The following is a 24,963-nucleotide window of genomic DNA, read 5'->3' as shown; positions in this document are numbered from 1 at the left end:
TTATGGCCTGGCGGCCGCAGCCGGTTCCACGGAAGCCCGACTCACCAGCATCGGACCCACCAGGCCGTGGATCACCACGCTGCCGAGCACCACGATGATCATCACCGTCAGCAGCGTTTCCGACGGAGCGTCGGGCAGCACGATGTAGGCAAGCAGCCCGAGCGCGATGCTTGCGGTGCCGCGCGGACCCAGACCCGCCATCAGGCTGCGCTCGGGCCACGTCAACCCGGATCTGAGCAGGACCAGCATGACCGGAAGGCCGCGGACGACGATCAACACCAAGACGCCGAACACCACCTGGCCCAACTCCACGCCGTCCTCGAGGACGTACCAGGCGACCGCGCCGAAGACGAACCACACCACCGCCGTGAGCAGGAAGGTGATGTCGTCGATGAACTCCTGTTCCCGGCTGTCGTCGATGTAGCGCCGCACGCTGTTGAAGGCGATACCGCAGACGAAGGCGGCGACGAACCCGTTGCCATGCAGACCGATGTTGACTGCGTAGGTCAGCACGGGCGCACCGACAACCAGGTAGCGCCGGGATTGCTCGGTCATGTAGCCGAGACGGTCGGCGGTGTTGGCCAGCCACGCCAGGCCGGTGCCGATCCCCACACCGAGGGCTATTGCGACCGCGAGATGGGGCAGTCCTTCCCTCAGCGCGGTCGCGATACTCTCGGCCTTGCTGTGCTCGCCGTCGGAGATCGCCAACGCGAACAGAAAAATCGGTGCGATCACGCCGTCGGAGTAACCCTCCTCAACGTTGAACAGCTGGCGTACCCGCAACGAGATTCGCGTGTCGTGCAGGAAGGAGGTCACCGGAGCGAAGTCGATCGGGACCACCACGCAGGCCACCACCAGCAGCATCGGCCATGACAATCCCGGCAGCAACCACATCCCGAGTCCGACGGCGAGTGCCAGGCTGATCGGCAGCGCCACGAACAGCAGCCGCATCGCCAACACGGTCTGTCCGCCGAAGTATCCGCCGCGAATGTTGGCAGCGTGCTCGAAAAGCACTATGGCGAGGATCATTTCGGTGATCGGTTCGATGACGTGGGCTTGGATGCCGGCTGCCAGCGCATCGTGGGTGACGAATCCGACCAACGCACCGGCGAAGACCAGTGTCATGACGGGTGTGATGCGCCATCGCTCCAGCCGGCGGGCGACCAAGGACCACACGACGATGATCGCGGCTAATCCGGCGACCGACCACACCACCGGGTGATTATCACTCGGGCACCACCACGCCGCGAGTTCGGCTCTCCCGATGACCCCGGGTCAGGAGAACACCTCTGGTGCCGTTCAGTGCGCGGCGGCAGCGACGCAGAACGCGTTGCCTGCCGGGTCGGCCAGCACCACCCAGCTGAACGCGTCCCCGAACGAGTGCCGTGCCGTCTCGGTGGCGCCGTGGGCGACCAGCCGCCGGACTTCCGCCTCGACGTCGACGGCGGCGAAGTCGACGTGCACCCGGTTCTTGCCGGGTGTCGGGTCATCGACCCGCTGGAAGCCGAGCCGGGGTCCGTCGGGTTGGGAGACCATGACGAATTCGCCGGGCATCACCGCGGTGGCGCTGCCCCCGACGGCACCGGCCCACCAGTCGGCCAGCCCGTCGGGGTCGCTGCAGTCGAATGTGATCATCTCCACGCCGAGAGCCATGCGGCCAGCGTAGGTCAGGCCGGTGACAGGAACGCCTGCAGCGCAGCCGCATACGACACCACGTCGGCGGCACCCATCAGTTCACGCGCGGAGTGCATGGCCAACTGCGCCGCCCCGACGTCGACCGTCGGGATGCCGGTGCGTGCCGAGGTCATCGGGCCGATCGTCGAGCCACACGGCAGGTCGGCCCGGTGTTCGTAGCGCTGCAGCGGCACCCCCGCCTGGCGGCAGGCCAGTTCAAACGCGGCTGCCGTGCGGCCGTCGGTGGCGTAGCGCAGGTTGGGCTGAACCTTGAGCACCGGTCCGCCGTTGACCGCGATCAGGTGGCCGGGCTCGTGGCGGTCGGGGTAGTTAGGGTGGGTGGCGTGCGCCATGTCACCGGAGGCCACCATCGACGCGGTCAGCCGGCGCAGGAAGTCCTCTCGGTCGCCGCCGGCGCTCAACACGATGCGTTCGAGTGTGGTGAGCAGCAGGTCGGATTGGGCGCCGTGGTCGGATGTCGAGCCGACCTCCTCGTGGTCGAACAGCGCCAGCACCGGCAGGTAGCCGCGCGGTTCGGTGGCCAGGAACGCTTCGAGCCCCGCGTAGCAGGTGCCCTGGTTGTCCAACCGCGGCGCGCTGACGAACTCCCCGTCGGCGCCGATCAGCGCCGACGGGGTCAGGTCGTGGGTCATGAGATCGGCCGAGAGCAGGTCGGCCGGATCCACACCGACCCACTGGGCGGCGTAGTCGAGGAACGAGCGCGGCGCCGAGCCCAGCCCCCACACCGCGTTGACGTGCCGCTGCGGGTCCAGCTTGACCGCGGCGCGGTCCTCGGACAGGTGGATGGCCAGCTGCGGAACCCGCAGGATCGGCTCGTCGATGAGGACGAGCAGATGCGAGACGCCGCCGTCGGCATCGGGGTCGCGGACCGACAGTCGGCCGCTGACGCCCAGGTCGCGGTCCAGCCAGGAGTTCAGCCACGCCCCGCCGTAGGGCTCGAGCGCCACGACCTGCCAGCCCGCGACCGCCCGGTCGGGGTGCTGCTTGACCCGAAGGTTCGGGCTGTCGGTGTGCCCGCCGACGATGCGGAACGGCCGGGTGGGGTCGTCGCTACTGTTCCAGGCGACCAGCGAGCCGGCCCGCACCGTGTAGTAGCGCCCCTTGCGCTCCGGCCAGCGGTCGGTCTCGGACAGTTCGGTATATCCCGCGGCGTCCAGCCGGCGAGCCGCCGTCTGGCAGACGTGGAACGGCGACGGCGACGCGTCGATGAATTCGCACAGCCCGTGTGCACTGGCCCCGGTCGACATGTTGACCATCATGTCCGACCGCGCAGCCATTAGGGTCGAACAGTGCCCTCCCCGCAGCCGCAACCGGTACTGGCGCCGCTGACACCGGCGGCCATCTTCCTGGTGGCCACGATCAACCAAGGCGGTGAGGCGGTGGTGCACGACGCGCTGCCCGACCTGGCCGGCCTGGTTCGCGCGATCGGCTTCCGCGACCCGTCCAAAAATCTGTCGCTGGTGACGTCGATCGGCTCCGACGCGTGGGATCGGTTGTTCGCCGGTGTGCGCCCTGCCGAGTTGCATCCCTTCATCGAGCTGCACGGCGGACGCCACCACGCCCCGGCCACGCCGGGCGATCTGCTGTTCCACATCCGCGCCGAGGTGCTCGACGTCTGTTTCGAGCTGGCCGGCCGGATCGCCAAGGCGATGGCGGGGGCGATCACGATCGTCGACGAGGTGCACGGCTTCAAGTTCTTCGACAACCGCGACCTGCTCGGCTTCGTCGACGGCACCGAGAACCCCGATGGCCAGGTTGCCCTGAGCGCCAGCCAGATCGGCGAGGAGGATCCCGACTTCGCCGGCGGCTGCTATGTGCACGTGCAGAAGTACCTCCACGACATGGGGTCGTGGGAGTCGCTGTCGGTCGAAGAGCAGGAACGTGTCGTCGGTCGCACCAAACTCGACGACATCGAACTCGGCGACGATGTGAAACCCGCCAATTCCCATGTGGCACTGAACGTCATCGAGGACGCCGACGGTAACGAACTGAAGATCGTCCGAGCCAACATGCCGTTCGGCGAGGTCGGCAAGGGCGAGTACGGCACCTACTACATCGGCTACTCGCGGACCCCTGCGGTCACCGAGAAGATGCTGGAGAACATGTTCATCGGCAGCCCGCCGGGCAACACCGACCGCATTCTGGACTTCTCGACCGCAGTCACCGGAACCCTGTTCTTCACCCCCGTCGCCGATTTCCTCGACGATCCGCCACCGCTGCCCGGCACTGACACGCCGGCGGCGCAGACCGCCCCTCCCCCGACTCACGACGGCTCACTGGCAATCGGCAGCCTGAAAGGACAGCCCCAATGAACAACCTTTACCGCGAACTCGCTCCGGTCACCGAATCCGCCTGGGAAGAAATCGAACTGGAGGCGACGCGCACCTTCAAGCGGCACATCGCCGGCCGGCGTGTCGTCGACGTCAGCGGTCCGGGTGGACCGGTCACCGCCGCGGTGAGCACCGGGCACCTGCGCGATGTGACCGCACCCGCCGACGGTGTCGTCGCACACCTGCGGGAGTCCAAACCACTTGTCCGGCTGCGGGTTCCGTTCACCGTGTCGCGCGACGCGATCGACGACGTCGAGCGCGGATCGCAGGACTCGGACTGGGACTCGGTGAAGGAGGCCGCCAAGAAGCTGGCGTTCGTGGAGGACCGCGCGATCTTCGAGGGTTATGGTGCCGCGTCGATCGACGGTATCCGCAGCTCCAGCTCCAACCCGGCGCTGGCCCTGCCCGCCGACCCCCGCGAGTACCCCGACGTTGTCGCGCAGGCGCTTTCGGAGCTGCGGCTGGCCGGTGTCGACGGGCCGTACTCGGTGCTGCTGTCGGCGGACGCCTACACCAAGGTCAGCGAAACCACAGAGCACGGCTATCCCATTCGCGAACACCTCAACCGGCTGGTCGACGGCGAGATCATCTGGGCGCCCGCCATCGACGGCGCGTTCGTGCTGAGCACCCGCGGCGGTGACTTCGATCTTCAGCTGGGCACCGACGTGTCGATCGGCTACCTGAGCCACGATGCCGAGACCGTGCAGCTCTACCTGCAGGAGACGCTGACGTTCCTCTGCTACACCGCCGAGGCCTCGGTCGCCCTGACGCCGTAACTGCGCATCGCCTCCCCTTTTCGCGACTGCGCGGTTTCATCCGCAACACGCCGCGAGAGGCGGATAAGAACGCACGCTCGGAATAAAGGGGCAGCCGCGCGAGATCGCCAGTGTGGTGGCTTTCCTGACCGGTCCCGTCGGGCCGCTTGATTACCGGTCGGCGCGACGGACGTGTGCCTCCACGCAGCGGATGAACGCATGGCAGGCAGCCGACCGCACCGTGCCGGCAGGCGCGATCAGGTTGACCTGTCGGTGCAGATTGGCGCCGCGCACCGGTCGCAGTGCGAGTGAGACGTCGCCACCGGCCCGCGATGTCGCCACCGACTCCGGCAACAGCGCAACGCCCAGATCTCGGCGGACGAACTGGACCACCTCGTCGACGCGGGTGACCTCGAAGGCAACGCGCCTGGGCACGCCGGTGAACCCCCGGTCGGTTTCGTGCCGTAGGCCGTAACCGGGAGGGAAGTCGATGAACGGCAGCTCGGCGAGTTCGGCAAGCGCGAGTGACGACTTCGCCGCGAGCGGATGCCCTGCCGGAAGCACCGCGATGAGCGGCTCGCTGAACAACTCGGTGTGCGTCAACCGGCCCTTCGCGCCGGCGACATTCGAGCCGACGATGGCGACGTCAAGCTTGCGATCCCGGATGGCGTCGATCAGCAGATCACTGCCGCCACTGCGCAGTGTCACGCTGACCTCGGGGTATCGGGCGTGAAATGTCGCCATCAGCGCCGCGACATCGAGGCTCTCCGAGGGCACCTCCATCATCCCGACCGTAAGCCGACCACCGATCGTTCCGCTCAGTGCCTGTGCGTCGACCGTGATCTGATCGATTCCGGCGAGCACCTGATGGACCAGGGGGATCAGCGCCTCGCCTGCCGGTGTGAGGGATACCGACCGCGTCGTGCGTTCGAACAGTTGGACGCCGAGTTCGTCCTCGAGCTTGCGGATCTGCTGACTCAACGCGGACTGCACGACGAAGGCACTCTCGGCAGCCTTGGTGAAGCTCTGCGCTTCGGCCAGGGCTACCACGTAGCGCAGCTGTTGAAGGTTCATCGCACCAATCACTCCTGATGATAGATCGCATCATATATATGAACTGGACTGGTAGGTGGGTGCCGGACAGAATTGACGCCATGTCGGTCCCCGCCTCGGTTGACGCGCCAGCTGTCCGCGTCGCGGTGCGGCCTCAGTCGCGCGTTCAGACCAACGATTGCTCGGATCCTGTTGTCGCCGCGCACGTCAACGAGGAACTGGACGCCCTGCCGTTCCTCGGCGTCCTGTCCTGCGATACCCCGTCGGTGGTGGCCGGCGCTATCGAAGAACTGATCTTCACCTACATCGTGGGCCGCTCGGGTATCGCCGACAGCGGCTGGCTCAAACTGTGCTTCCGGTATTACTCGGACTGGGACCTCCAGACGGTCGATCCGCACGGCCGCGACTACGCCTCGGCCCGCCTGGTGCACCGTTCTCGCGCCGGACGCGCGTCCGAGCAGGGGCTCGCCACCGTCGAGCACCTCGAGGTCAGATACGACGTCAAGGGTGGCGAGCGCCCCTTCCAGAAATCACTGCTGATCCACGTGGTCGATGGGTACCTGCGCCCGGGGGACATCATCGAGATCCGGTTGGGTGACCGGAGTTTCGGCGGTCCCGGCACCAGGGTGCAGACTTTCGTCGAGGACGAGTTCGAGGTCCATCTGTTCGTCGACGCGCTGGGTACATCGCGGATGGCTCATGCCGGGGTCACGAGGCTTGCCATCACACCCGGCAGGCCGGAGCGGCTGGTCGTGCACGGCCCCAGGGTGGTTCGCGCGGATGTCGACACCGCCCAGCTGCGTGCCCATCTTCAGGACCGGTGGGGCAACGTCTGCCGCGACGTGCCGGCGACGATCCATGCCGCGGTGGACAACCTGTCGGTGGCACGAGCCGCGTTCCCCACGACCGGATGGGCGTGCACAACGGTGGCGGTTCCAGCCAGCGGTGGCACCGTCGAGCTTCTCGCCGACTTGGACGCCCCCGAGCGGCTGTCGAGCACCTGCCACCTGGACATCGTCGACGAACTCCCCTCTCCCCGAGGCTTTTTCGCTGATCTGCACGTGCACTCCAACGACACCGTCGGAACCCAGGACACCCCGTGGAATCTGACGTTCGGGCGCGACGTCGGCGCTCTCGACGTATTGGGCTACACCGCCAACGATTTTCAGATCACCGATCAGGCCTGGGCCGAAGTCGTGTCGGCCTGCCGAGAGGTGACCGAAGAGGGACGGTTCGTCTGCTACCCGGGAGTCGAGTGGTGCGGCACCGCCGGCGTCGGCGGGGACCACAATGTCGTGTTCCTCGGCGACGACACCACGTTGGCCCGTTCGCTGGAGTGGCACCAGGGGATGTCGACCAATGAGCTTGCGCCACAAGCGTGGCCGATCACCCGCCTGTACGCCGCCTACGACCACGATCCCGAGTCCTATCTGTTGATCCCCCACGTGGGGGGCCGGCGTGCCGTTCTGGACTGGCACCATCCGGGCCTCGAGCGCCTGATCGAGGTGCACTCGGCCTGGGGCACCAGTCCGTGGTTCTTCGAAGACGCGCTGGCGCGCGGTCTGCGTCTGGGCGCCAGCGCTGCCAGCGACGAGCACCGGGGTCGCCCCGGCGGCGGCGCACCCGGCGCCAACATCTTCGGCGGATACGGTGGGCTCACCGGGGTGTTGGCCACCGAGCTGAACCGCGGGGAGGTCGGGCGCGCCCTGCGCTCCCGCCGGACCTGGGCCACCACCGGCGCGCGAGCGGTCGCGCTTCTGCACTCCGGTGAGCACTGGATGGGCGACGAGTTCGAGGTGGACGCCGAGCAGCTCGCGGCGGAGTACGCCCTCTACGGCAGCACCGGACTCGAGGAGCTCGAGGTACGCGACACCACCGGGCGACTCTGGCGGCGCGACCTGCAAACCGAGACAGGGCTCTCCGACGAACTGGTCCGAGTCCGCTGGGGCGGGGCGCGCCATCGAGACCGCTATCGGTGGGCAACCTGGACGGGGCGGCTACGGGTCAGCGGAACCGATATCGAAACGGTGACGCCCTGGGCCGCTACGCATCCCGAACAGCACTTCGACACTCTCGCCGACGGGCTCACCTGGCGCACGGTGACCTACGGCAGCGACATCGGCGTGGTGTTGCGGCTCTCCGCACTGGCACAGGCGCGACTGGAGCTGTCCACCACAGTGATCGAGGGCGGCCTCGAAGCAGCACTGACGATCACCGGTGAGCAACTGATGCAGTCGGTTCATCACGACATCAGCGTGGGCGGCCTGAACCTGGCGGTCAGGGTCGAGCGGATCGCGGAGCCGGCAATGCTGCCCGTGACGGCCACCGGTCGCCTCGCACTGGATCTTCCACACGGCGACAGCGCCGTCTACCTGCGGGCACGGCAATCCGATGGCCACCAACTGTGGACCAGCCCGTTGTTCCTCTCCCGGCCTGATCGGAGCCCGGCGTGACACCGGCCCTTCGGTCGCAGCTCACCAGACGCCTGCACATCGATCTGCAGCGCGTCATCGCCGCCGCCTGTTGCGGCCTGCGCGGCTTCGCCCGCTTTCGCTGAATCCTGCTGTCCTGCACTTCATCGCACCGGCCGATGGCCGGTCAACACCCATTCTCGGTACACATACTTTCCTCCAGGAGACATCATGCCTCGACGCATGTTCACTATTCAGGCGGCGGTGCTGCTGTCCGTACTCGTTGCCGGGCTGACCGGCTGCGGACAGAACGCCTCGTCGACGAGTGCGGCCCACTCCGTCACACTGCGCCTGGGCTACCTGACCCGCATCACCCACGCGTCCGCCTTGGTCGGCATCGACAAGGGGCTTTTCGGCAAGAATCTCGGGCCCGACGTCACCTTGGATGCCAAGGCGTTCGGTCAGGGCACCGAGGAGGTCACCGCCCTGTTGTCGGGCCAGATCGACGCTGCTTACGTCGGGCCCAACCCGGTGTTCAACGCTTGGCAGAAGTCGGGCGGCACCGCGATCAAGATCGTCTCCGGATCAGCAACGGGGGGAACGTCTTTCGTCGTCAAACCGGAGATCCGCACCGCCGAGGACCTGCGCGGCAAGACGCTGGCCGACCCCGCCCTGGGTGGGACACAGGATGTCAGCCTTCGGTCGTGGCTCAAGGAGAACGGCCTGCACACCAACGCCCAGGGTGGGGGCGACGTCTTCATCAAACCCACCAAGCCTGAGTCCGCCATCGTCGCGGAGTTCGCCGCGAATCAGATCGCCGGCGCGATCGAGTCCGCCCCGTACGACGTTCAGCTGGTCAAAGCCGGCGGCACGACGCTATGGACGGACCCGAACACCATCACCGTGCTGGTCGTACGCCAGGAGTTCCTCAATGCGCACCCCGACGTCGTCAGCGGTCTGCTCCGCGGACAGGTCGAGGCCAATGACCTCATCCACGACAGTCCCGACGCTGCCGCGCAGGCCGCCAACGCGACGCTGGCCAAATCGCTGGGCAAGGGGCTGGATCCGGACGTGCTCCGCGCGTCCTTCCAGGAGACGACCTTCACAAATGATCCCAACGCCGCCTCGTTGAAAGACCAGGTGCAGAAGGCGGTTTCGGTGGGCCTGCTCGAACCGATCAACCTCGACGGGATCTTCGACCTGCATCTGCTGAACGACCTCCTGAAGGCATCGGGAAAGCCACAGGTTGACGCATGACCAGCCCCGTGTGCACGGCGGCGAGTCCTCCGCACTCCGGGTCCGAGGTGGCCGTCCGGCTGACGGAGGTGTCGAAGGTCTACCGGCAGGCCCGGTCGGATGTCCAGGCGCTCGACGGCATCTCCCTGAGCGTGGAATCCGGTGGCTTCGTGTGTATCGTCGGCGCATCCGGTTGCGGCAAGAGCACATTGCTGTCGCTCGTGGCGGGTTTGGAGCAGCCGTCCTCGGGCGCGGTGTTCACCGGGAATGGCCGCCCGGCCTTGATGTTTCAGGAAGCGGCTCTGTTTCCCTGGTTGACCGCGGCACGCAACGTGGAGTTGCCGCTGCGGGCCCGCGGGGTACCCAAGCGGCAGCGGGCAGAACGTGTCGCCGAATTGCTGCACACGGTCCGGCTCACCGAATTCGCCGACGCTCGCCCCCACCAACTGTCCGGAGGCATGCGCCAGCGGGTGGCCTTGGCTCGAGCGCTGGCTCAGGACGCGAATACGCTGCTCATGGACGAGCCGTTCGGCGCCCTCGACGCGATGACCCGCGATCATCTGCACACCGAACTCGAACGGGTGGTCACCGAGTGTGGGTTGACCGTGCTGTTCGTGACGCACAACGTCGGTGAAGCGGTGCGGCTGGCTGACCGCGTCGTGTTGTTGAGCAGCAGGCCCGGGCGGGTTCTTGCCGACTTCCCGGTCCGGATCGAACGTCCGCGGCGCGTCGACACGGCCGAGGTGGCGCAGCTGGCGGCTGTGATCACCGATCGTCTGCAGTCCGGTGGCGGTGGCCATGACACTCACTGAGGTCGTGCGATCACCGCGACGCACCAACTACTCGTCCCTTGGTGTCATCCGCTCGCTGATGCCGCCGGTACTGGGAATCCTGACCGTGCTGCTGGCGTGGCAGCTGGTGTACCTCAGCGGCTGGAAACCGCCCTTCGTGCTGCCCAGCCCGGCCACGGTACTGGCCGAGTTGTGGGCCCAAGCGCACCACGCGGTCTTGTGGCAGGCCATCTGGACCACCATGGGCAGGGCGGTGTGCGGGTTCGCGCTGGCGTTGGTGATCGGGACGGCCGTTGGCGTCGTGGTGACGCGGAACCGATTGCTGCGCAGTGCGTTCGGGCCGGTCATCACGGGTTTGCAAACGATGCCGGCGATAGCCTGGTTTCCGTTTGCGATCATCTTCTTCGGCATCACCACGTCAGCGATTCTGTTCGTCATCGTGATCGGTACCGCGCCGGCGATCGCCACCGGAGTCATCGCGGGCGCCGACCACATCCCGCCGCTGCTGTTGCGCTCGGCCAAGTCGATGGGCCTGCGCGGGGTGGCGCTCTACCGGCACCTCATCCTGCCCGCGTCGCTGCCGATGTTCGTCGCCGGTCTCAAGCAGGGATGGGCGTTCGCCTGGCGCAGCCTGATGTCCGGTGAACTCGTCGTCATCGTCACCAACACCGCCTCGATCGGCGTGTTGCTCGAGAACGCCCAGAACCTGTCGGACATGCCCGCGGCAATTGCGATCATGATCGTGATCCTGATCTTGGGCATCATCATCGACGCCCTGTTCACCTTCTTGGACAGGGTGATCCGGCGCCGCTGGGGCCTGATCGACACGGCGGACTCATGACACATCAGGATCCGGCCGCGCGACCGTTTCGGCTGTGGGCCTTCGGTGACGCGCACGTCGGCACGGACAAGAAGTTCGGCCGTCGCAGTCTTGCCGAGGCCATCACCCAGTCGGAGTCCGGCGGTACCGAAGGCGGGCCCGCCTTCGGCTGGGACATCGCCGTCGATGTCGGGGACATGTCCGGCGCTCACCACGACGTGCCGGCGGACGACGAGGGCCGAGAAGTGCGCGAGCAGTTCGCGGCGCTGCGGACCCACCGCCGCGAGGACGTCTACAGCGTGTGCGGCAACCACGACCGCAGCGGCTTGGCCGAACCGGAGGCCTGGTGGTGGCAGAAGTGGATCGACCCGCTTGGTGAGCACACCGAGTACTCCGGGGTCGATGCTGCCGCACGCCGGTACCCGATCGAGGGGAGCTGGCACCGTTACTCCTTCCGGGTGGGCAACCTGTTGTTCCTGATGATGAGCGACCGAAACGAACCCTCCCAGACCGTCGGGCGCGGAACGTTGGGCGGCAACCCCGGCGGAGTGGTCGGCGGTGAGACGTTCGACTGGTTCACCCAGATGGTCGACGCCAACCCGGACGCCGTCGTCGTCGCGGCGCACCACTACGTGTTGAAGGACACCACCGTGGCTTCCGGCGAGTGGGAGGGGGTGCGCAGGAACGCGGCCGGAGAGTGGGAGGAGTACTACCACCGTCCGTTCGAGCAGGGCACGCCTCAGGGCGCGTCCTATCTGTACTGGGTGGACAGCCAACCTGATTCGGGGGCCTTCGAGACGTTCCTGGCCGAGCGCCCGGGTCGGGTGCAGATGTGGCTGGCCGGCCATACCCACACCCACCCGGAGGACAACCACGGCGGCAAGACTCACATCGAACGCCGTTGGGGGACCTGGTTTCTCAACGTCGCATCGCTGAGCCGCCACCACATGCCACGGACCACCCTGCCGGTGAGCCGGCTGCTGACATTCACTCCGGGCAGCCGCGAGGTGCGGGTGCAGTGCTATCTGCACACCAGCCAGTTCGCGCCCCAGGGCTGGTATCCCCGTGCGGAACGAACCATCGCCCTCGATCGGCCGTTCTTATGGCAGTGAACGGTCGGGCGACGGAGGCCTAGACCAGGACGGCGTCCAGCGCGGAGTAGAACAGGCCGAGGCCGTCGTCGGATGGCCCGGTCAGCGCTTCGGTCGCGTGTTCGGGATGTGGCATCAAGCCGACGACGCGCCCGTTGGCCGAGCTGATGCCCGCGATGTCGCGCATCGAGCCGTTGGGGTTGTCGGCGTAGCGGAACACCACGCGCCCCTCCCCCTCCAGCTCGTCGAGCACGGCCTCGCTGGCCACGTAGCGGCCTTCGCCGGACTTCAGCGGCACCAGCAGTTCGGCACCCCACTCGTAGCGCGACGTCCAGGCCGTGGTGATGGAGTCGACCTTGAGCCAGACGTCGCGGCACACGAAGTGCAGTCCGGCGTTGCGGGTCAGCGCCCCGGGCAGCAGGCCCGCCTCGCACAGCACCTGAAAGCCGTTGCAGATGCCAAGGACGGGCATCCCGCGGCCGGCCGCGGCCACCACCTCACCCATGACCGGGGCGAACTTGGCGATGGCCCCGCAGCGCAGGTAGTCGCCGTAGGAGAAACCACCGGGGACGACGACGGCGTCGACGCCCTTGAGGTCGGCGTCGGCGTGCCAGAGACTGACGGCCTCGGCGCCGGCCAACCGCACCGCGCGGGCGGCGTCGACGTCGTCGAGCGTTCCGGGGAAGGTGATGACCCCGACGCGCGCGCTCACGGCTTCTCCCGGGTGACCGACCAGTCCTCGATCACGGTGTTGGCGAGCAGTGACTCGGCGATCTCGGCGAGCTGCGCGTCGCTGACCGAGTCGTCTACTTCGAGCTCGAATCGCTTGCCCTGCCGGACATCTGAGATGCCGGCGTGCCCGAGCCGGCCCAGCGCGCCGACGATGGCCTGGCCCTGCGGGTCCAGAATCTCGGCCTTGGGCATCACATTGACTACCACCCGGGGCACGGAAGCTCCTCGCTGACGTCGGTGAACGGTGCGGCTCAACTGTACCGGCGCGCTACGGACACGACCCGATATAGGCGGTGCAGAGCGGCGCGGCGAGGGTGTCGAGCACGGTTTCGTCGTCCAGCGAGGGCCACGCGGTCTGCGGTGGGGCGCTCGACCACAGCGACAGTTCGGTGATCGTGCTGTTGGCCGGGTTGGCCACCAGGTACAGGTGCAGGATCGTCGGCCCGCTGACCACGGCCGCCATCCGGTCGGGCTCGAGAATGGTCACCGACGGCGACTGCGCCGGGTTGGTGCGCTGACAGGCCCGCAACACGGCGACGGCGGTGTTGAAGGTGTCCTCGGCCAGCGGTCCGCCCCGCCAGGTCTCCCCACGCCAGTGCACTACCTGGGCCTGCAACTGCCACTGGCCGTCGGGGTTGACGACGGTGGCCCGCTCGGCGACGGCGTAGGAGCGGGGGTCGGCGGGCACCGGTGGGCTGGCGCACAGTTCCTCGAACCGGAATCGCGGCGAGACGGCGGTGACAGCCAGGCCGGGCAGCCGCGGCCACACGTAGCGGGCGTTGAGCGGAATCGCCCACGGCGGGATCCAGGCTGAGTCGGGGATGCGATCACAGGCAGGCGGACAGGTCTCCGGTTCGGCGGCAGCCGGGGACGCGACGGCCAGCCCGCAGGCCACCAGCACGACAGCCAGGACCATCCGCATAGTGACGCCTCCCCTAAGCGCACAATCGTAAGCATGGAATTGACGCATTTCGGCCATTCATGCCTTCTCGCCGAGCTCGGCGGCGCCACGCTGTTGTTCGATCCGGGCAACTTCTCGCACGGCTTCGAGGGTGTGACCGGTCTGTCGGCGATCCTGATCACCCATCAGCACCCCGACCACGCCGACCGGGAGCGGCTGCCCGCGCTGGTGGAGGCCAACCCGGGTGCCGCGCTCTACGCCGACCCGGCCACCGCTGCCGAGCTCGGCGGACGGTGGCAGGCGGTGCACGTCGGCGACGAGCTGGCCGTCGACGGCCTGACCATCCGCGGGGTGGGTGGCCGACATGCCGTCATCCATCCCGAGATACCGATCATCGACAACATCTCCTATCTCGTCGGCGATGACGAGCACCCGGCCCGGCTGATGCACCCCGGTGACGCGTTGTTCGTCCCCGGCGAGCCGGTGGACGTGCTGGCCACCCCGGCGGCCGCGCCGTGGATGAAGATCTCCGAGGCGGTCGACTACCTGCGTGCCGTGGCCCCCGAACATGCCGTTCCGATCCACCAGGGCGTCGTCGCCCCGGAGGCTCGCGGCATCTACTACGGTCGACTCACGGAGATGACCGACACTGACTTCCGGGTGCTGCCCGAGGAGAACTCGGTGCGGTTCTAGAGGACGGGCTGTGCGGGCGATGTTCGACAGGTGGCGGCTGCAGCGGCGTGGCGAGCGTTGTACGGCAACGGTTCTGCATGTGCAGCAGGCCAATAAGATCGCGACCAACGACTACCGCAAGTACGACTTCGTCGTCGATGTCCATCCGGGTAACGGCGAACCGGCACGAATCGAGATCACCGATACCTTCACGGTGATGGGTCTCAAACCCGGGCCGGGTGACGTCGTACCGGTGATCTGGGACAGCGCCGGGCAGCGGGCTGTCTTCGACCTGGCCGGCGATCCCCGCTACGACATGAAAGCCCTTCGCGCCCAACAGGATGCTGAGCGGCAGAGGCTTCTCGGCCTGCCGCCGAACGGAATTGAGGAAACATGAGCGCTGCAGATCTGACCGAGTTGTTCGGCCTGTCGGGGAAGACGGCGCTGGTGACCGGCGGCACCCGCGGAATCGGCATGATGATCGCCCGCGGCCTGCTGCAAGCGGGGGCGCGGGTCATCGTCAGCTCCCGCAAACCCGATGCCTGCGAGCAGGCGGTCGAGGCGTTGTCGGCGTTCGGGGACGTGCGGGGCATTCCGGCGGACCTGTCCCAGCAGCAGGAGTGCAAGCGGCTGGCCGCCGGGGTGCTCGCCGACACCGACGCGCTGCACATCCTGGTCAACAACGCCGGGGCGACGTGGGGCGAGCCGCTGGAGACGTTTCCGGCATCAGGGTGGGACAGGGTGCTCGACCTGAACGTGAAGTCGCCGTTCTGGATGGTGCAGGAGTTGGTACCCGCGCTGCGCAAGGCCGGCACCCAAGACGACCCCGCGCGGGTGATCAATATCGGCAGCATCGACGGCATCCACGTGCCGGTCCTGCCGACCTACTCCTACTCGGCAAGTAAGGCCGCCCTGCACCAGCTCACCCGGGTGTTGGCGAAAGAACTTGGCCCGCAACACATCACCGTCAATGCGGTGGCGCCCGGGCCGTTCCCGTCGAAGATGATGGCCGCCACGCTGGATGCCTTCGGTGAGGCGATCGCCGCCGCGGCTCCGATGCGCCGCATCGGCCGTGACGACGACATGGCCGGTATCGCGATCTTCCTGGCGAGCCGCGCGGGTTCCTATGTGAACGGGGCGATCATCCCGGTCGACGGCGGGATCGCGACGACCGCTTCGGGGTCGGGTTCAAGCCGCTGACGATGCCGGCTGGTCACGTTCCCACCGGTAGACCGCCGGTGCGCAGCCGTGCATCAGGGCGAGGTTGACGACGTCGAGCATGGCCTGCCGAGGTCCGGGCTTGCGCAGTTGCCGCGCCGCGACGCCGACCCGGACCAGACCGCCGCGCCGCGCCGTCCGCTCGGCGGACAGCACCAACGTCCGGCACCACCACGGCTCGGACAGGAACCCTTCACCGATACCGAGCACCCGGCCCCGCACGGTCGATCCGCTCACCAGGTCGGTCATGCCATGGAGGTCGGCCAGCATGCGAAACCCGTTGCGCGGCAACGCAGTCACCGTTCCCGACGACACCGTCCAGCCGGGTGCGGCGAACAGCCTGGTCCTAAGCCCGACGTGCTCGAGCACCCGGTCGGCACCCATCAGGCGCAGGTTGGCCTCGTGGGCGGGCAGCGTGGCGAATTCGCCCCGGCGTTTCTTGGTCGCGGCCTCGTCGAAGCCGTGCAGTACCACCGCGTCGCCGGCGGCCCGGCGGCGCGCCAGCCAGTCGACCGTCACGGGGTCGGCTTCCAGCCGGTAGCCGTCTTTGAGCCGGGGCGCCACCAGCAGCGACACCGGTACGCCCTGGCTGTCGAGCACCGAGCAGAACTCGTCGACATCGCCGAGCGTGCGCTCGCAGATTCCGGACACCGACACGATGAGTCGTCCAGCCATGTGTGGATTCTGACAACTCCAGGTGTCCACATGGTGTCGTCCATCGAGATGTCAGACGACCATCCGGATCAGTTCGGCAGGACCGCTTCGATCGCGGCGACCACCTCGGTTGCATCCGGTTCGGTGCGCGGACGGAACCGGGCGACCACCTCGCCGCCAGGGGCGATCAGGAACTTCTCGAAGTTCCACTGGATGTCGCCGGCCTGACCTTCGGCGTCGGCGGTCTTGGTCAGTTCGGCGTACAGCGGGTGACGGTCCTCGCCGTTGACGTCGGTCTTGGCCAGCAGCGGGAAGGTCACCCCGTAGGTCGTCGAGCAGAAGGTGGCGATCTCCTCGGGGGTGCCGGGTTCCTGGCCCATGAACTGGTTGCACGGCACCCCGATCACGGTCAGGCCTCGGTCGGCGTAGTCGCGGGCCAGCTGCTCGAGGGCACCGTACTGCGGGGTGAGACCGCACTTGGAAGCGACGTTGACCAGCAGGATGGCGCGATCGGCGTAGTCGCCCAGCGAGGTCGGCGTGCCGTCGAGCGTGGTCAGCGGGATATCAGTCAGGGCCATGACGGTGACCGTACCCGGCCGGAGGCCCACCCGCCCCGCCGGTCGCGCCTGCCACATCGTCTGCTACTGAAGAGAGGGCATTTCCACGACATCGACGGAGTGATTCAGTGACGCAGACTTCCCCGGCCCGCCAGCGTCGTATCCCGGCCGCGGATCTCGAGCTGTGCGCCGATGCCTACGGTGACCCGGCCGATCACCCGGTGGTGCTGCTGCACGGGGGCGGTCAGACCCGGCACTCCTGGACGAAGACCGCCGCCGACCTCGGCACGCAGAACTGGTACGCGTTGACCGTCGACCTGCGCGGGCATGGTGACAGTGGCTGGTCCCCCGACGGCGTCTACTCCCTGGACCGCTTCGCCGACGACGTCGTCCGGATCACCGAGTTCCTCGGGCGCCCGCCTGTGCTGGTGGGGGCCTCCCTGGGCGGCATCTCGTCGCTGGCCGCGCTGGGGTTGCGGCCCGACCTCGCGCTCGGCCTGGTCCTGGTCGATGTCTCGCCGTTCCTGCAGCCCAAGGGGACCAGCAGGATTCGTGACTTCATGATGGGGCGCGCCAAGGAGGGCTTCGCATCGCTGGAAGAGGCCGGGGACTACGTCGCGGCCTACCTGTCGCACCGGCCCCGGCCGAAGAGTCTCGACGGCCTCAAGCGCAACCTTCGCGAGATCGACGGCCGGTGGTACTGGCACTGGGATCCGGCCTTCCTCGCTTCACCGGAAGATCAAGCGGTGCAACGCAACACCTTGACCGACCCGGCGTGGCTCGGGGCGGCGGCGGGCACCTTGCGGATTCCCACCCTGCTGGTTCGGGGCGGTAAGTCCGACGTTCTCAGCATCGAGGACTCGGTGCGGTTTCTGCACCTCGTTCCGCATGCCGAGTTCGCGTCGGTGGCCGACGCGCACCACATGGTCGCCGGTGACGACAACGCGGTCTTCGAGCAGGTGCTCTGGGACTTCCTGGATCGCCGGGTGCGTTCCCGGCTGGCGCTGCTCGACGGCTGAGCGCCCCTAGGCCTGCTTCCCGTAGTGCTCGCTGTCGGCGGTGGCCAGCAGCCAGGAGTACTGGAACGCCGCCTCTTTCCACCGCTCGTAGCGGCCGCTGATTCCGCCGTGGCCTGCGGTCATCTGGGTCTTGAGCAGCACCGGATGGCCGTCGGTCTTCGTGTGTCGCAGTGCGGCAACCCATTTGGCCGGTTCGACGTAGAGCACCCGGGTGTCGTTGAGCGACGTCATCGCCAGGATGGCCGGATAGTCTTTGGCCTCGACGTTCTCATACGGCGAGTAGGACTTCATGTAGAAGTAGACGTCCTTGTACTCCAACGGGTTTCCCCACTCGTCCCACTCCGTCACGGTCAGTGGCAGCGACGGGTCCAGGATGCTGGTGAGGGGATCGACGAACGGCACCTGGGCGAGGATTCCGGCGAACAGGTGCGGTGCGAGGTTGGCGACCGCGCCCATCAGCAGGCCGCCGGCGCTGCCGCCGAGAGCGACGAGGTTCTGCGGCCGGGTCAGACCGCTGTCGATCAGATGCTCGGCGACAGCGATGAAGTCGGTGAAGGTGTTGCGCTTCTCCAGCAGCTTGCCGCGCTCGTACCACAGCCGCCCCATCTCCCCGCCGCCGCGGATGTGGGCGATGGCGAACACCATCCCCCGGTCGAGCAGCGACAGCCGGGCCACCGAGAATCGCGGGTCCTCGGAGGACTCGTAGGCGCCGTACCCGTACAGGACTGTGGGAGCGGGGAATTCGATACCGGCGCGGTACACCAGGGAGATGGGCACCCGGGTGCCGTCGGCGGCGACGGCCCAGTCCCGGCGTTCGACGTAGTCCTCGCGGCGGTAGCCACCCAGGACCGGTTGCTCGCGCAGTAGGGTGCGCTCACCGGTGGCCAGGTCAAGGTCGTAGATCCGCAGCGGCGTGATGAAGGATGTGGTGCCCACCCGAAGCTTCGGCGCGATCCAGTTGGGGTTGCCTGCCAGGCCGGCCGAGGTCAGTTCCGAGTCGAAGGTGATCTCCTCGGGCGTTCCGTAGCCGTCGGGGCCGATGGGCCACAACTGGATGCGCGGCAACGCTTCCCGGCGATAGCTGACGACGAGGTGATCGCCGAACGCGTCGACACCGTCGAGCCTGACGTCGTCGCGTGCGGCGATCAGGGTGCGCTGGGCGGTCGGATCGGCGACCGGCGCCTCCACGAGGGTGAAGTTGACGGCACCGTCGTTGTGCAGGATCAGGAAGCGGTCCTCGCCGTCGACCACGGCGTGTTCCACCGAGTACTCGACGCCGTCACGGCGCGGCAGGATCGAGACGAACGGTGCTGCCGGGTCGGCGGCGTCTGCGACGAACACCTCGGAGGTGATCGCCGATCCGGCGGCGATCATCACGTACTTGTTGCTGCGGGTGCGGCCGACCCCGATCCAGAACCGTTCGTCGGGCTCGTGGAACACCTGCTCGTCGGGCTCAGCCGAACCCAGACGGTGCCGCCACACGGTGTCGGGCCGCCAGGCGTCGTCCACGGTCGTGTAGTACACGCATCCGTTGTCCGCCGCCCATGTCACGCCGGAGGAGATGCCGGCGATCTCATCGGGGTAGAGCTTGTCGGTGCGTAAGTCCTTGAACCGCAGTGTGTATCGCTCGTCACCCACGACGTCGACGGAGTACGCCAGCAGGTTGCCGTCCAGGCTCACACTGCTGGCGCCGAGCGCGAAGAAGTCGTGCCCTTCGGCAAGCGCGTTCTCGTCGAGCAGTATCTGCTCGCCGGGGATGTCGGTGTGCTCGTCGAACACCGGCGGGGTCCAGTCGTCCGGATCGGACAGCGGGCACCGGCAGTGCACCCCGTACTGCTTGCCCTCGAAGCTCCGCCCGTAGTACCACCAGTCGCCCCGGCGGGTCGGTACCGAGAGGTCGGTCTCCTTGGTTCGGGACTTGATCTCGTCGAAGATCTTCTGCCGCAGCGGTTCCAGATACTCGGTTGCCTGGTCGGCATACTCGTTTTCGGCCTCGAGGTGGGCGATGACCTCGGGATCGGACTTCTCCCGCAACCACTCGTAGGGGTCGACGAAGACGTCGTCGTGGTGGACGCGGCGGGTGTCGACGCGCTTGGCGACGGGCGGGTTCATACGGTGGGTCCGATCCAGTCGGCGAACGAGAGTCCCGAAATTCGTTCGTAGGCTTCGATATAACGGGCCCGGGTGGCCTCGATGATGTCGTCGGGAAGTGGCGGCGGGGGTACCGATCCGTAGCGGTCCCAGCCCGACTCCGGCCCGGTGAGCCAGTTGCGGACGAACTGCTTGTCGAAGCTCGGCTGCACCACACCTTGGGTGTAGGTGTCGGCGGGCCAGTACCGCGAGGAGTCTGGGGTGAACACTTCGTCGGCCAGCACCACCCGGTCGTCGGCGTCGACGCCGAACTCGAACTTGGTGTCGGCGATGATGATGCCTTTGGTCAGGGCGTGGTCGGCGGCCTGGGTGTAGATCTGCAGCGTCCGCTCCTCGAGCTGGTTGGCCCGCACCGCGCCCACGAGTTCGATGACCTGAGCGAACGAGATGTTCTCGTCGTGTTCGCCGAACTCGGCCTTGGTCGCCGGGGTGAACAGCGGGGTCTCGAACTTGCTGGCCTCGCCGAGGCCCGGCGGCAGCGGGATGCCGCAGACCGATCCGGTGCGCTGGTAGTCCAGCAGGCCCGATCCGGTGAGGTAGCCGCGGGCGACGCACTCGACGGGCACCATCTCCAACCGCCGGACCACCAGTGCACGGCCCAGCACCTCGCCGGGGATGCGCGGGTCGTCAGGCGGGCCTGCCAGATGGTTGGGCGCGTCGATGTAGTCGAAGAAGAAGACGCTCATCGCGGTGAGGATGCGGCCCTTGTCGGGGATGAGGCTGTCGAGGATGTAGTCGAAGGCCGAGATCCGGTCGCTGGCGACGAAGAGCAGGTGCTCGTCGTCGATGCGGTAGATCTCGCGTACCTTGCCGCTGGCCAGATGCTGATAGTCGCTCAGAGCGGGGCGCATCGGGTCAGCCTATCGGCCGCTGAGCGGACGCGACTGTGCTGGGATCGAGCCATGAGATCGCGGTATCTGCCCTATGCCACCACCCCGGGTCGACTGCTGGTGCAGTTGGTCACCGACCTGCTGGTCGTCCTGTGGGCGGTCCTGTGGGTCACGGTGGGTCTGGGTGTGCACTCGGCCATCGCGACCATCTCCAGCGTCGGGCGCCAGGTCAACGACAGCGCCACCGGGCTGTCGGACAATCTGCATTCGGCCGGCGACAGCGTGCACGGTGTCCCGCTGATCGGCGACACGATGTCCAAGCCGCTGCGCGCGGCCAGCGAGGCGGCGCTCGACCTGGCCGGGGCGGGCCACGAGTTGGACACCACCGCGGCGTGGCTGGCGGTGCTGCTGGCGATCGCCGTCGCCGCCCCGCCGATCCTGGCGGTCGGCATGCCGTGGCTGTTCCTGCGGATCCGGTTCTTCCGGCGCAAGCTGACGGTGGTCGCGCTGGCCAGAACGAACGCCGGGGTGCAACTGCTGGCGCTGCGGGCCCTGGCCAACCGTCCGTTGCGCAAGCTCACCGAGATCAGCCTCGACCCGGTAGGGGCGTGGCGCCACGACGACCCGACGGCGATCCGGGGGCTTGCCGCCCTCGAGCTGCGGTCGGCGGGCGTCGGGCCGCCGCGGTACTGGCAAGGCTGACCGCTAGAACTTGAGCATCGCGCCGGCGTCGACCTTGAACTGGCTGCCGGTGATGTAGCGCGACTCGTCGGAGGCCAGAAAGCACACCACCTGGGAGATGTCCTCGGGCTCGACGTAGGGAACCGGCATGGCCTGCATGGCGGGGAACACCAGCAGGGCGTCGTCGCGGGTGGGGTTCTGAAGATCGGGCCGGAACTGCTTGTACATCGGGTCGCTGTTGAGCATGTTGGTGTTGCAGTTGGTCGGGTGAATCACGTTGGCCCGGATCGACATTGGCGCCAGCTGCCCGGCGAGGTGCTTGGTGTAGGAGTCCACGAGCTGTTTGGCGTAGCTGTAGCCCGCGCCGCCGGGACCGCCGGGACCGCCTGCGCCGACAGGCTGGCTGTCGGCGATCAGCGCGGCGATGGAGCCAGTGGTGATGATCGAGGCGCCCGCTTTGAGGTACGGCAGCGCGACGTGCACGGTGTTGACCACACCGATGAAGTCGACGTCGAAGGCGTCGGCGAACGCGGTGATCGGCAGCCCGTCTCCCAGCGGGCAGATGCCGGCGTTGGCGACGACGATGTCCAGGCTGCCACCGAGTTCGGCCACCGCATTGGCCAGTTCGGTGGCCACCGCCGCCCGATCGCGGACGTCGACTTCAGCGGTGACCGCCCGCCGGCCCGTCTTCTCGACTTCCAGCCCTGCCTCTTCGAGGTCATGGGGTGTGGCCAACGGGTAGCCGTTGGTCTCGATGTCTCGGCAGATGTCGAAGAGGATCACGTCGGCGCCCTCTTCGGCCAGCTTGACCGCGTGGCTTCGGCCCTGCCCACGGGCTGCACCGGTCACCAGAGCGACTTTTCCCTGTACTCGTCCCATGGTCATGACCGCATCCTCGGTCATGGCAACCGATTGGGTGGGCGGTTTGCCGCTAGCTGTCAGTTTCCAGCGTGAGCGCGAGCTCGGGGCATGCCGCCACTCCGGCCCGGGTGGTTGCCTCGTCGCTAGGCGCCACCTCGCGATCCTCGAGGATCGAATAGCCGTTGTCGTCGATCGGGAAGAGTTCCGGATCCACCGCGTAGCACTGGGCGTGCCCCACGCACTTCGCCTTGTCGAGATGCACACGCATCTTGACACGGTATCCGCCATCATCAGCGACACGTGCCGAAAACGGCTGACGGGTGTGGAATGGGCAGCGTGGCCGACCATGACGTATTCGACGCACACTTCCACATCGTCGACCCACGTTTCCCGCTGATCGCCAACAACGGTTATCTGCCCGGGCCGTTCACAATCGGCGACTATCTCACGCGGGTCGCCACGCTGCCGGTCAGCGGCGGTGCCGTAGTCAGCGGGTCATTTCAAGCCTTCGACCAGAGCTACCTGAAAGACGCTCTGAGACAACTGGGGCCGTCATTCGTGGGTGTTACACAGTTACCCGCCGAGGTCAGCGACGCGGAGATACTCGGGCTGGATGCGGCCGGTGTGCGTGCGGTTCGATTCAATCTCTATCGGGGCGGATCAGCGTCCCTGGCCGACGTCGACACGCTGGGACGCCGCGTTAACGAGGTGGCGGGCTGGCATTCGGAGTTCTATCTCGATGCCACCGATCTCGGTGAGCTCGAGCCGATACTCGCCTCGCTTCCACAGATCAGCATCGACCATCTCGGCATGTCCGAGGACGGCACCGGGGCCCTGCTGCGGCTCGTCGAGGCGGGGGCTGTTGTCAAGGCGACCGGGTTCGGCCGGATGTCGATCGATGATCCGGAGTCGTTGATGCGCAACATTATTCGGACTAATCCCTCCGGTTTGGTGTTCGGAAGTGATCTTCCGTCGACCCGGGCCGCGACACCGTTCCAGGACAGCGATATCGACCGGGTGGCCGACGCCGTCGGTTGCGAGAATGCGGGTGCGGTGCTTGCCGACAACGCCCGCCGTCTCTACCGACTCATTCGCTGATCGTTAGAAGGCTCGTCCCGGTCGCTGTTAGGGTCCGCAGATGGCAGAGCTCACCGGCAGCGTCGCAGTGATCACCGGCGCGGCCCGCGGTCAAGGTCGAAGTCATGCGGTGGCGCTGGCCGCCGAGGGTGCCGACATCATTGCGATCGACCGCTGCGCCGACATCGAGTCGATCCCCTATCCCCTGGGCACCAAGGCCGATCTGGACGAGACGGTGGCCGCGATCGAGGCCCTCGGCCGCCGAGCGGTTCCGGTCATCGCCGACGTGCGCGACCTCGATGCTCTGACGGCGGGAGTGCAAAGCGGGATCGACCAGCTCGGTGAGGTCGACATCGTCATCGCCAACGCCGGGGTGGTCGCGATCGGAATCAAGGACCCGCTGGATGCACAGCTGTACAAGGACATCGTCGACACCAACCTGACCGGTGTCTGGCACACCATCGTGGCGACCGTGCCATCGATCATCCGCAAGGGTCAGGGCGGGTCGATCGTGTTGACCAGCTCCGCGCAGGGGCTGGTCGGCCGGGGCGGCGACGGCAGCGCAGCGATGTTCGCGTATGCCGCGGCCAAGCATGGCGTCGTGGGTCTGATGCGCTCTGCAGCGAATGCCTATGCGCAGCACAAGATCCGGGTCAATTCGGTGCATCCGACAGGTGTGGCGACGCCGATGATCATGAACGAGTTCGTCGCGAAGCGGATCCGGGAGAACCCCAACGCATCGGCACTGTCCGCCAACCTGCTTCCGGTTCCCTATGTGGAATCCGAGGACGTCACCAATGCCATCATGTGGCTGGTCAGCTCCAAGGCTCGCAACGTCACGGGTGTGACGTTGCCGGTCGACGCCGGCCACGCGGTCATGTAGGGACGATTCCTCCCGGCCACACGCGAAAGAGTGCCCGGAGTTTGGTGAGCAAACCTTAAGTGGTTGCAGTCGAGCGGCCTGTGAATCGGCCCGACAACAGAACCGTTCCGCGTGTGATGGGTGTTTAGCTGTGGTAAGGCCGGAGGCTTGGCTCGTCCGTGCGAAGTAGATGAACTTCACGACGAGCTTTCGCGCAAACCGAGCGAAAGTAACGCGTTGGTTGGATAGTTTTTGCAGAATTAACAACTGTGCGCGCCGAGTACGCGTGCTGCGTCCTGAACGGGGTCCTTTGGTGCGCGCTACTGGTCCGGATGTTGGTGGGGTTTCGCGGTCTGCCTGGTATGTAGGTCGGGTCGGGGCGTTGGCAGTGGCGTTGGGGGTCGGAATCGGGATCGCCTCGGTACCGGTCACCGCGTGGGCTGATACAGGTTCGGCGGGCTCGTCGGGGTCGACGGGGTCGGGGCCGCACTCGACCGGGCATAGCCGGCGCGCCGCGTCGGGCTCGCCTGCGACGAATGCGGTTGGGTCGGGAACTGCGTCGGCGG

General features: G+C 67.2%; 27 protein-coding genes. 14 read left to right on the top strand and 13 right to left on the bottom strand.

Translation table 11 applies throughout. From position 1 onward, the window contains the following. The 3 genes from HBE64_RS02750 to HBE64_RS02740 all read right to left on the bottom strand — a co-directional run bounded on the left by HBE64_RS02750 (nucleotide 1) and on the right by HBE64_RS02740 (nucleotide 2,942). Nucleotides 1-1,215 carry a sodium:proton antiporter gene (locus tag HBE64_RS02750; RefSeq protein WP_167097562.1) on the bottom strand — a complete coding sequence of 405 codons (1,215 nt, stop codon included), beginning with the start codon at nucleotides 1,213-1,215 and terminating at the stop codon, nucleotides 1-3. Between the two features lie 84 nt (nucleotides 1,216-1,299). Next, entirely contained in the window at nucleotides 1,300-1,653 is a 354-nt protein-coding gene (locus tag HBE64_RS02745; RefSeq protein WP_167097560.1) for a VOC family protein, read from the bottom strand. Between the two features lie 14 nt (nucleotides 1,654-1,667). Next, complete coding sequence (locus tag HBE64_RS02740; protein WP_167108541.1) at nucleotides 1,668-2,942, bottom strand: M18 family aminopeptidase; 1,275 nt, start codon at nucleotides 2,940-2,942, stop codon at nucleotides 1,668-1,670. 42 nt (nucleotides 2,943-2,984) lie between these two features. On the opposite strand from HBE64_RS02740, the gene HBE64_RS02735 reads away from it, so the two are divergent. Then, nucleotides 2,985-4,007 carry a Dyp-type peroxidase gene (locus HBE64_RS02735; RefSeq protein ID WP_167097558.1) on the top strand — a complete coding sequence of 341 codons (1,023 nt, stop codon included), beginning with the start codon at nucleotides 2,985-2,987 and terminating at the stop codon, nucleotides 4,005-4,007. Then, a complete protein-coding gene (locus tag HBE64_RS02730) occupies nucleotides 4,004-4,801 on the top strand; it encodes a family 1 encapsulin nanocompartment shell protein (RefSeq protein WP_167097556.1) in 798 nt (265 codons plus the stop codon). The genes HBE64_RS02735 and HBE64_RS02730 overlap by 4 nt, the downstream gene beginning before the upstream one ends. 150 nt (nucleotides 4,802-4,951) lie before the next feature. Here the strand turns inward: HBE64_RS02730 and HBE64_RS02725 are convergent, their stop codons facing one another. Continuing rightward, complete coding sequence (locus HBE64_RS02725) at nucleotides 4,952-5,854, bottom strand: LysR family transcriptional regulator (RefSeq protein ID WP_167097554.1); 903 nt, start codon at nucleotides 5,852-5,854, stop codon at nucleotides 4,952-4,954. Nucleotides 5,855-5,934: 80 nt separating this feature from the next. Here HBE64_RS02725 and HBE64_RS02720 point away from each other — a divergent pair, with 80 nt between their 5' ends. From HBE64_RS02720 to HBE64_RS02700, 5 genes are all read left to right on the top strand, one after another. Then, on the top strand, nucleotides 5,935-8,286 hold the full coding sequence (locus tag HBE64_RS02720) for a hypothetical protein (RefSeq protein WP_167097552.1): 2,352 nt from the start codon (nucleotides 5,935-5,937) through the stop codon (nucleotides 8,284-8,286). Nucleotides 8,287-8,475: 189 nt separating this feature from the next. Then, nucleotides 8,476-9,501 carry an ABC transporter substrate-binding protein gene (locus HBE64_RS02715; protein ID WP_167097550.1) on the top strand — a complete coding sequence of 342 codons (1,026 nt, stop codon included), beginning with the start codon at nucleotides 8,476-8,478 and terminating at the stop codon, nucleotides 9,499-9,501. Then, nucleotides 9,498-10,292, top strand: a complete 795-nt coding sequence (locus HBE64_RS02710) for an ABC transporter ATP-binding protein (protein ID WP_167097548.1) — start codon at nucleotides 9,498-9,500, stop codon at nucleotides 10,290-10,292. Before HBE64_RS02715 ends, HBE64_RS02710 begins: the two co-directional genes overlap by 4 nt. Further along, the gene (locus tag HBE64_RS02705) at nucleotides 10,279-11,112 is read left to right on the top strand and encodes an ABC transporter permease (RefSeq protein WP_243841474.1); all 834 of its coding nucleotides are present in this window, start codon (nucleotides 10,279-10,281) and stop codon (nucleotides 11,110-11,112) included. The genes HBE64_RS02710 and HBE64_RS02705 overlap by 14 nt, the downstream gene beginning before the upstream one ends. Continuing rightward, entirely contained in the window at nucleotides 11,109-12,203 is a 1,095-nt protein-coding gene (locus HBE64_RS02700) for a metallophosphoesterase (protein WP_167097546.1), read from the top strand. The genes HBE64_RS02705 and HBE64_RS02700 overlap by 4 nt, the downstream gene beginning before the upstream one ends. 19 nt (nucleotides 12,204-12,222) lie before the next feature. Here the strand turns inward: HBE64_RS02700 and purQ are convergent, their stop codons facing one another. The 3 genes from purQ to HBE64_RS02685 are packed head-to-tail and all read right to left on the bottom strand — an operon-like array spanning nucleotide 12,223 to nucleotide 13,893. Further along, entirely contained in the window at nucleotides 12,223-12,894 is a 672-nt protein-coding gene (gene purQ / locus HBE64_RS02695; RefSeq protein WP_167097544.1) for a phosphoribosylformylglycinamidine synthase subunit PurQ, read from the bottom strand. Continuing rightward, nucleotides 12,891-13,130, bottom strand: a complete 240-nt coding sequence (purS, locus tag HBE64_RS02690; RefSeq protein ID WP_167097542.1) for a phosphoribosylformylglycinamidine synthase subunit PurS — start codon at nucleotides 13,128-13,130, stop codon at nucleotides 12,891-12,893. The genes purQ and purS overlap by 4 nt, the downstream gene beginning before the upstream one ends. A gap of 52 nt (nucleotides 13,131-13,182) precedes the next feature. Then, nucleotides 13,183-13,893: an ATPase gene (locus HBE64_RS02685; protein WP_208300552.1), complete on the bottom strand. Its 711-nt coding sequence runs from the start codon at nucleotides 13,891-13,893 to the stop codon at nucleotides 13,183-13,185. On the opposite strand from HBE64_RS02685, the gene HBE64_RS02680 reads away from it, so the two are divergent. From HBE64_RS02680 to HBE64_RS02670, 3 genes are all read left to right on the top strand, one after another. Next, the gene (locus HBE64_RS02680; protein WP_167097538.1) at nucleotides 13,870-14,508 is read left to right on the top strand and encodes an MBL fold metallo-hydrolase; all 639 of its coding nucleotides are present in this window, start codon (nucleotides 13,870-13,872) and stop codon (nucleotides 14,506-14,508) included. The genes HBE64_RS02685 and HBE64_RS02680 overlap by 24 nt on opposite strands. 79 nt (nucleotides 14,509-14,587) lie before the next feature. Further along, complete coding sequence (locus tag HBE64_RS02675) at nucleotides 14,588-14,884, top strand: hypothetical protein (RefSeq protein ID WP_167097536.1); 297 nt, start codon at nucleotides 14,588-14,590, stop codon at nucleotides 14,882-14,884. Then, nucleotides 14,881-15,687 carry an SDR family oxidoreductase gene (locus HBE64_RS02670; protein WP_167097534.1) on the top strand — a complete coding sequence of 269 codons (807 nt, stop codon included), beginning with the start codon at nucleotides 14,881-14,883 and terminating at the stop codon, nucleotides 15,685-15,687. Before HBE64_RS02675 ends, HBE64_RS02670 begins: the two co-directional genes overlap by 4 nt. On the opposite strand, the gene HBE64_RS02665 is transcribed toward HBE64_RS02670, so the two are convergent. Together HBE64_RS02665 and HBE64_RS02660 are read right to left on the bottom strand one after the other, a co-directional pair. Then, on the bottom strand, nucleotides 15,676-16,380 hold the full coding sequence (locus HBE64_RS02665; protein ID WP_167097532.1) for a DUF2334 domain-containing protein: 705 nt from the start codon (nucleotides 16,378-16,380) through the stop codon (nucleotides 15,676-15,678). The genes HBE64_RS02670 and HBE64_RS02665 overlap by 12 nt on opposite strands. Nucleotides 16,381-16,448: 68 nt before the next feature. Next, nucleotides 16,449-16,937, bottom strand: a complete 489-nt coding sequence (locus HBE64_RS02660) for a glutathione peroxidase (RefSeq protein WP_167097530.1) — start codon at nucleotides 16,935-16,937, stop codon at nucleotides 16,449-16,451. Nucleotides 16,938-17,044: 107 nt separating this feature from the next. On the opposite strand from HBE64_RS02660, the gene HBE64_RS02655 reads away from it, so the two are divergent. Then, a complete protein-coding gene (locus HBE64_RS02655) occupies nucleotides 17,045-17,935 on the top strand; it encodes an alpha/beta fold hydrolase (RefSeq protein WP_167097528.1) in 891 nt (296 codons plus the stop codon). A 6-nt stretch (nucleotides 17,936-17,941) separates the two neighbouring features. Here the strand turns inward: HBE64_RS02655 and HBE64_RS02650 are convergent, their stop codons facing one another. Next, on the bottom strand, nucleotides 17,942-20,047 hold the full coding sequence (locus tag HBE64_RS02650; protein WP_167097526.1) for a S9 family peptidase: 2,106 nt from the start codon (nucleotides 20,045-20,047) through the stop codon (nucleotides 17,942-17,944). Beyond that, a complete protein-coding gene (locus HBE64_RS02645) occupies nucleotides 20,044-20,937 on the bottom strand; it encodes a phosphoribosylaminoimidazolesuccinocarboxamide synthase (protein ID WP_167097524.1) in 894 nt (297 codons plus the stop codon). The genes HBE64_RS02650 and HBE64_RS02645 overlap by 4 nt, the downstream gene beginning before the upstream one ends. 51 nt (nucleotides 20,938-20,988) lie before the next feature. On the opposite strand from HBE64_RS02645, the gene HBE64_RS02640 reads away from it, so the two are divergent. Then, on the top strand, nucleotides 20,989-21,618 hold the full coding sequence (locus HBE64_RS02640) for a hypothetical protein (protein ID WP_167097522.1): 630 nt from the start codon (nucleotides 20,989-20,991) through the stop codon (nucleotides 21,616-21,618). Between the two features lie 3 nt (nucleotides 21,619-21,621). Here the strand turns inward: HBE64_RS02640 and HBE64_RS02635 are convergent, their stop codons facing one another. Further along, nucleotides 21,622-22,476, bottom strand: a complete 855-nt coding sequence (locus HBE64_RS02635) for a mycofactocin-coupled SDR family oxidoreductase (protein ID WP_167108535.1) — start codon at nucleotides 22,474-22,476, stop codon at nucleotides 21,622-21,624. A 52-nt stretch (nucleotides 22,477-22,528) separates the two neighbouring features. Beyond that, nucleotides 22,529-22,726, bottom strand: coding sequence for a ferredoxin (locus HBE64_RS02630; protein ID WP_167097520.1), 198 nt, complete (start codon nucleotides 22,724-22,726; stop codon nucleotides 22,529-22,531). A gap of 68 nt (nucleotides 22,727-22,794) precedes the next feature. Between HBE64_RS02630 and HBE64_RS02625 the strand changes: the two genes are divergently transcribed. Further along, nucleotides 22,795-23,556 carry an amidohydrolase family protein gene (locus tag HBE64_RS02625; protein ID WP_243841473.1) on the top strand — a complete coding sequence of 254 codons (762 nt, stop codon included), beginning with the start codon at nucleotides 22,795-22,797 and terminating at the stop codon, nucleotides 23,554-23,556. 40 nt (nucleotides 23,557-23,596) lie between these two features. Further along, complete coding sequence (locus HBE64_RS02620; RefSeq protein ID WP_167097518.1) at nucleotides 23,597-24,418, top strand: mycofactocin-coupled SDR family oxidoreductase; 822 nt, start codon at nucleotides 23,597-23,599, stop codon at nucleotides 24,416-24,418. Nucleotides 24,419-24,963 lie beyond the last annotated feature (545 nt).

Source organism: Mycobacterium sp. DL592 (assembly GCF_011694515.1).
Lineage (GTDB): Bacteria > Actinomycetota > Actinomycetes > Mycobacteriales > Mycobacteriaceae > Mycobacterium.
This window is presented reverse-complemented; position numbering and strand designations above follow the sequence as displayed.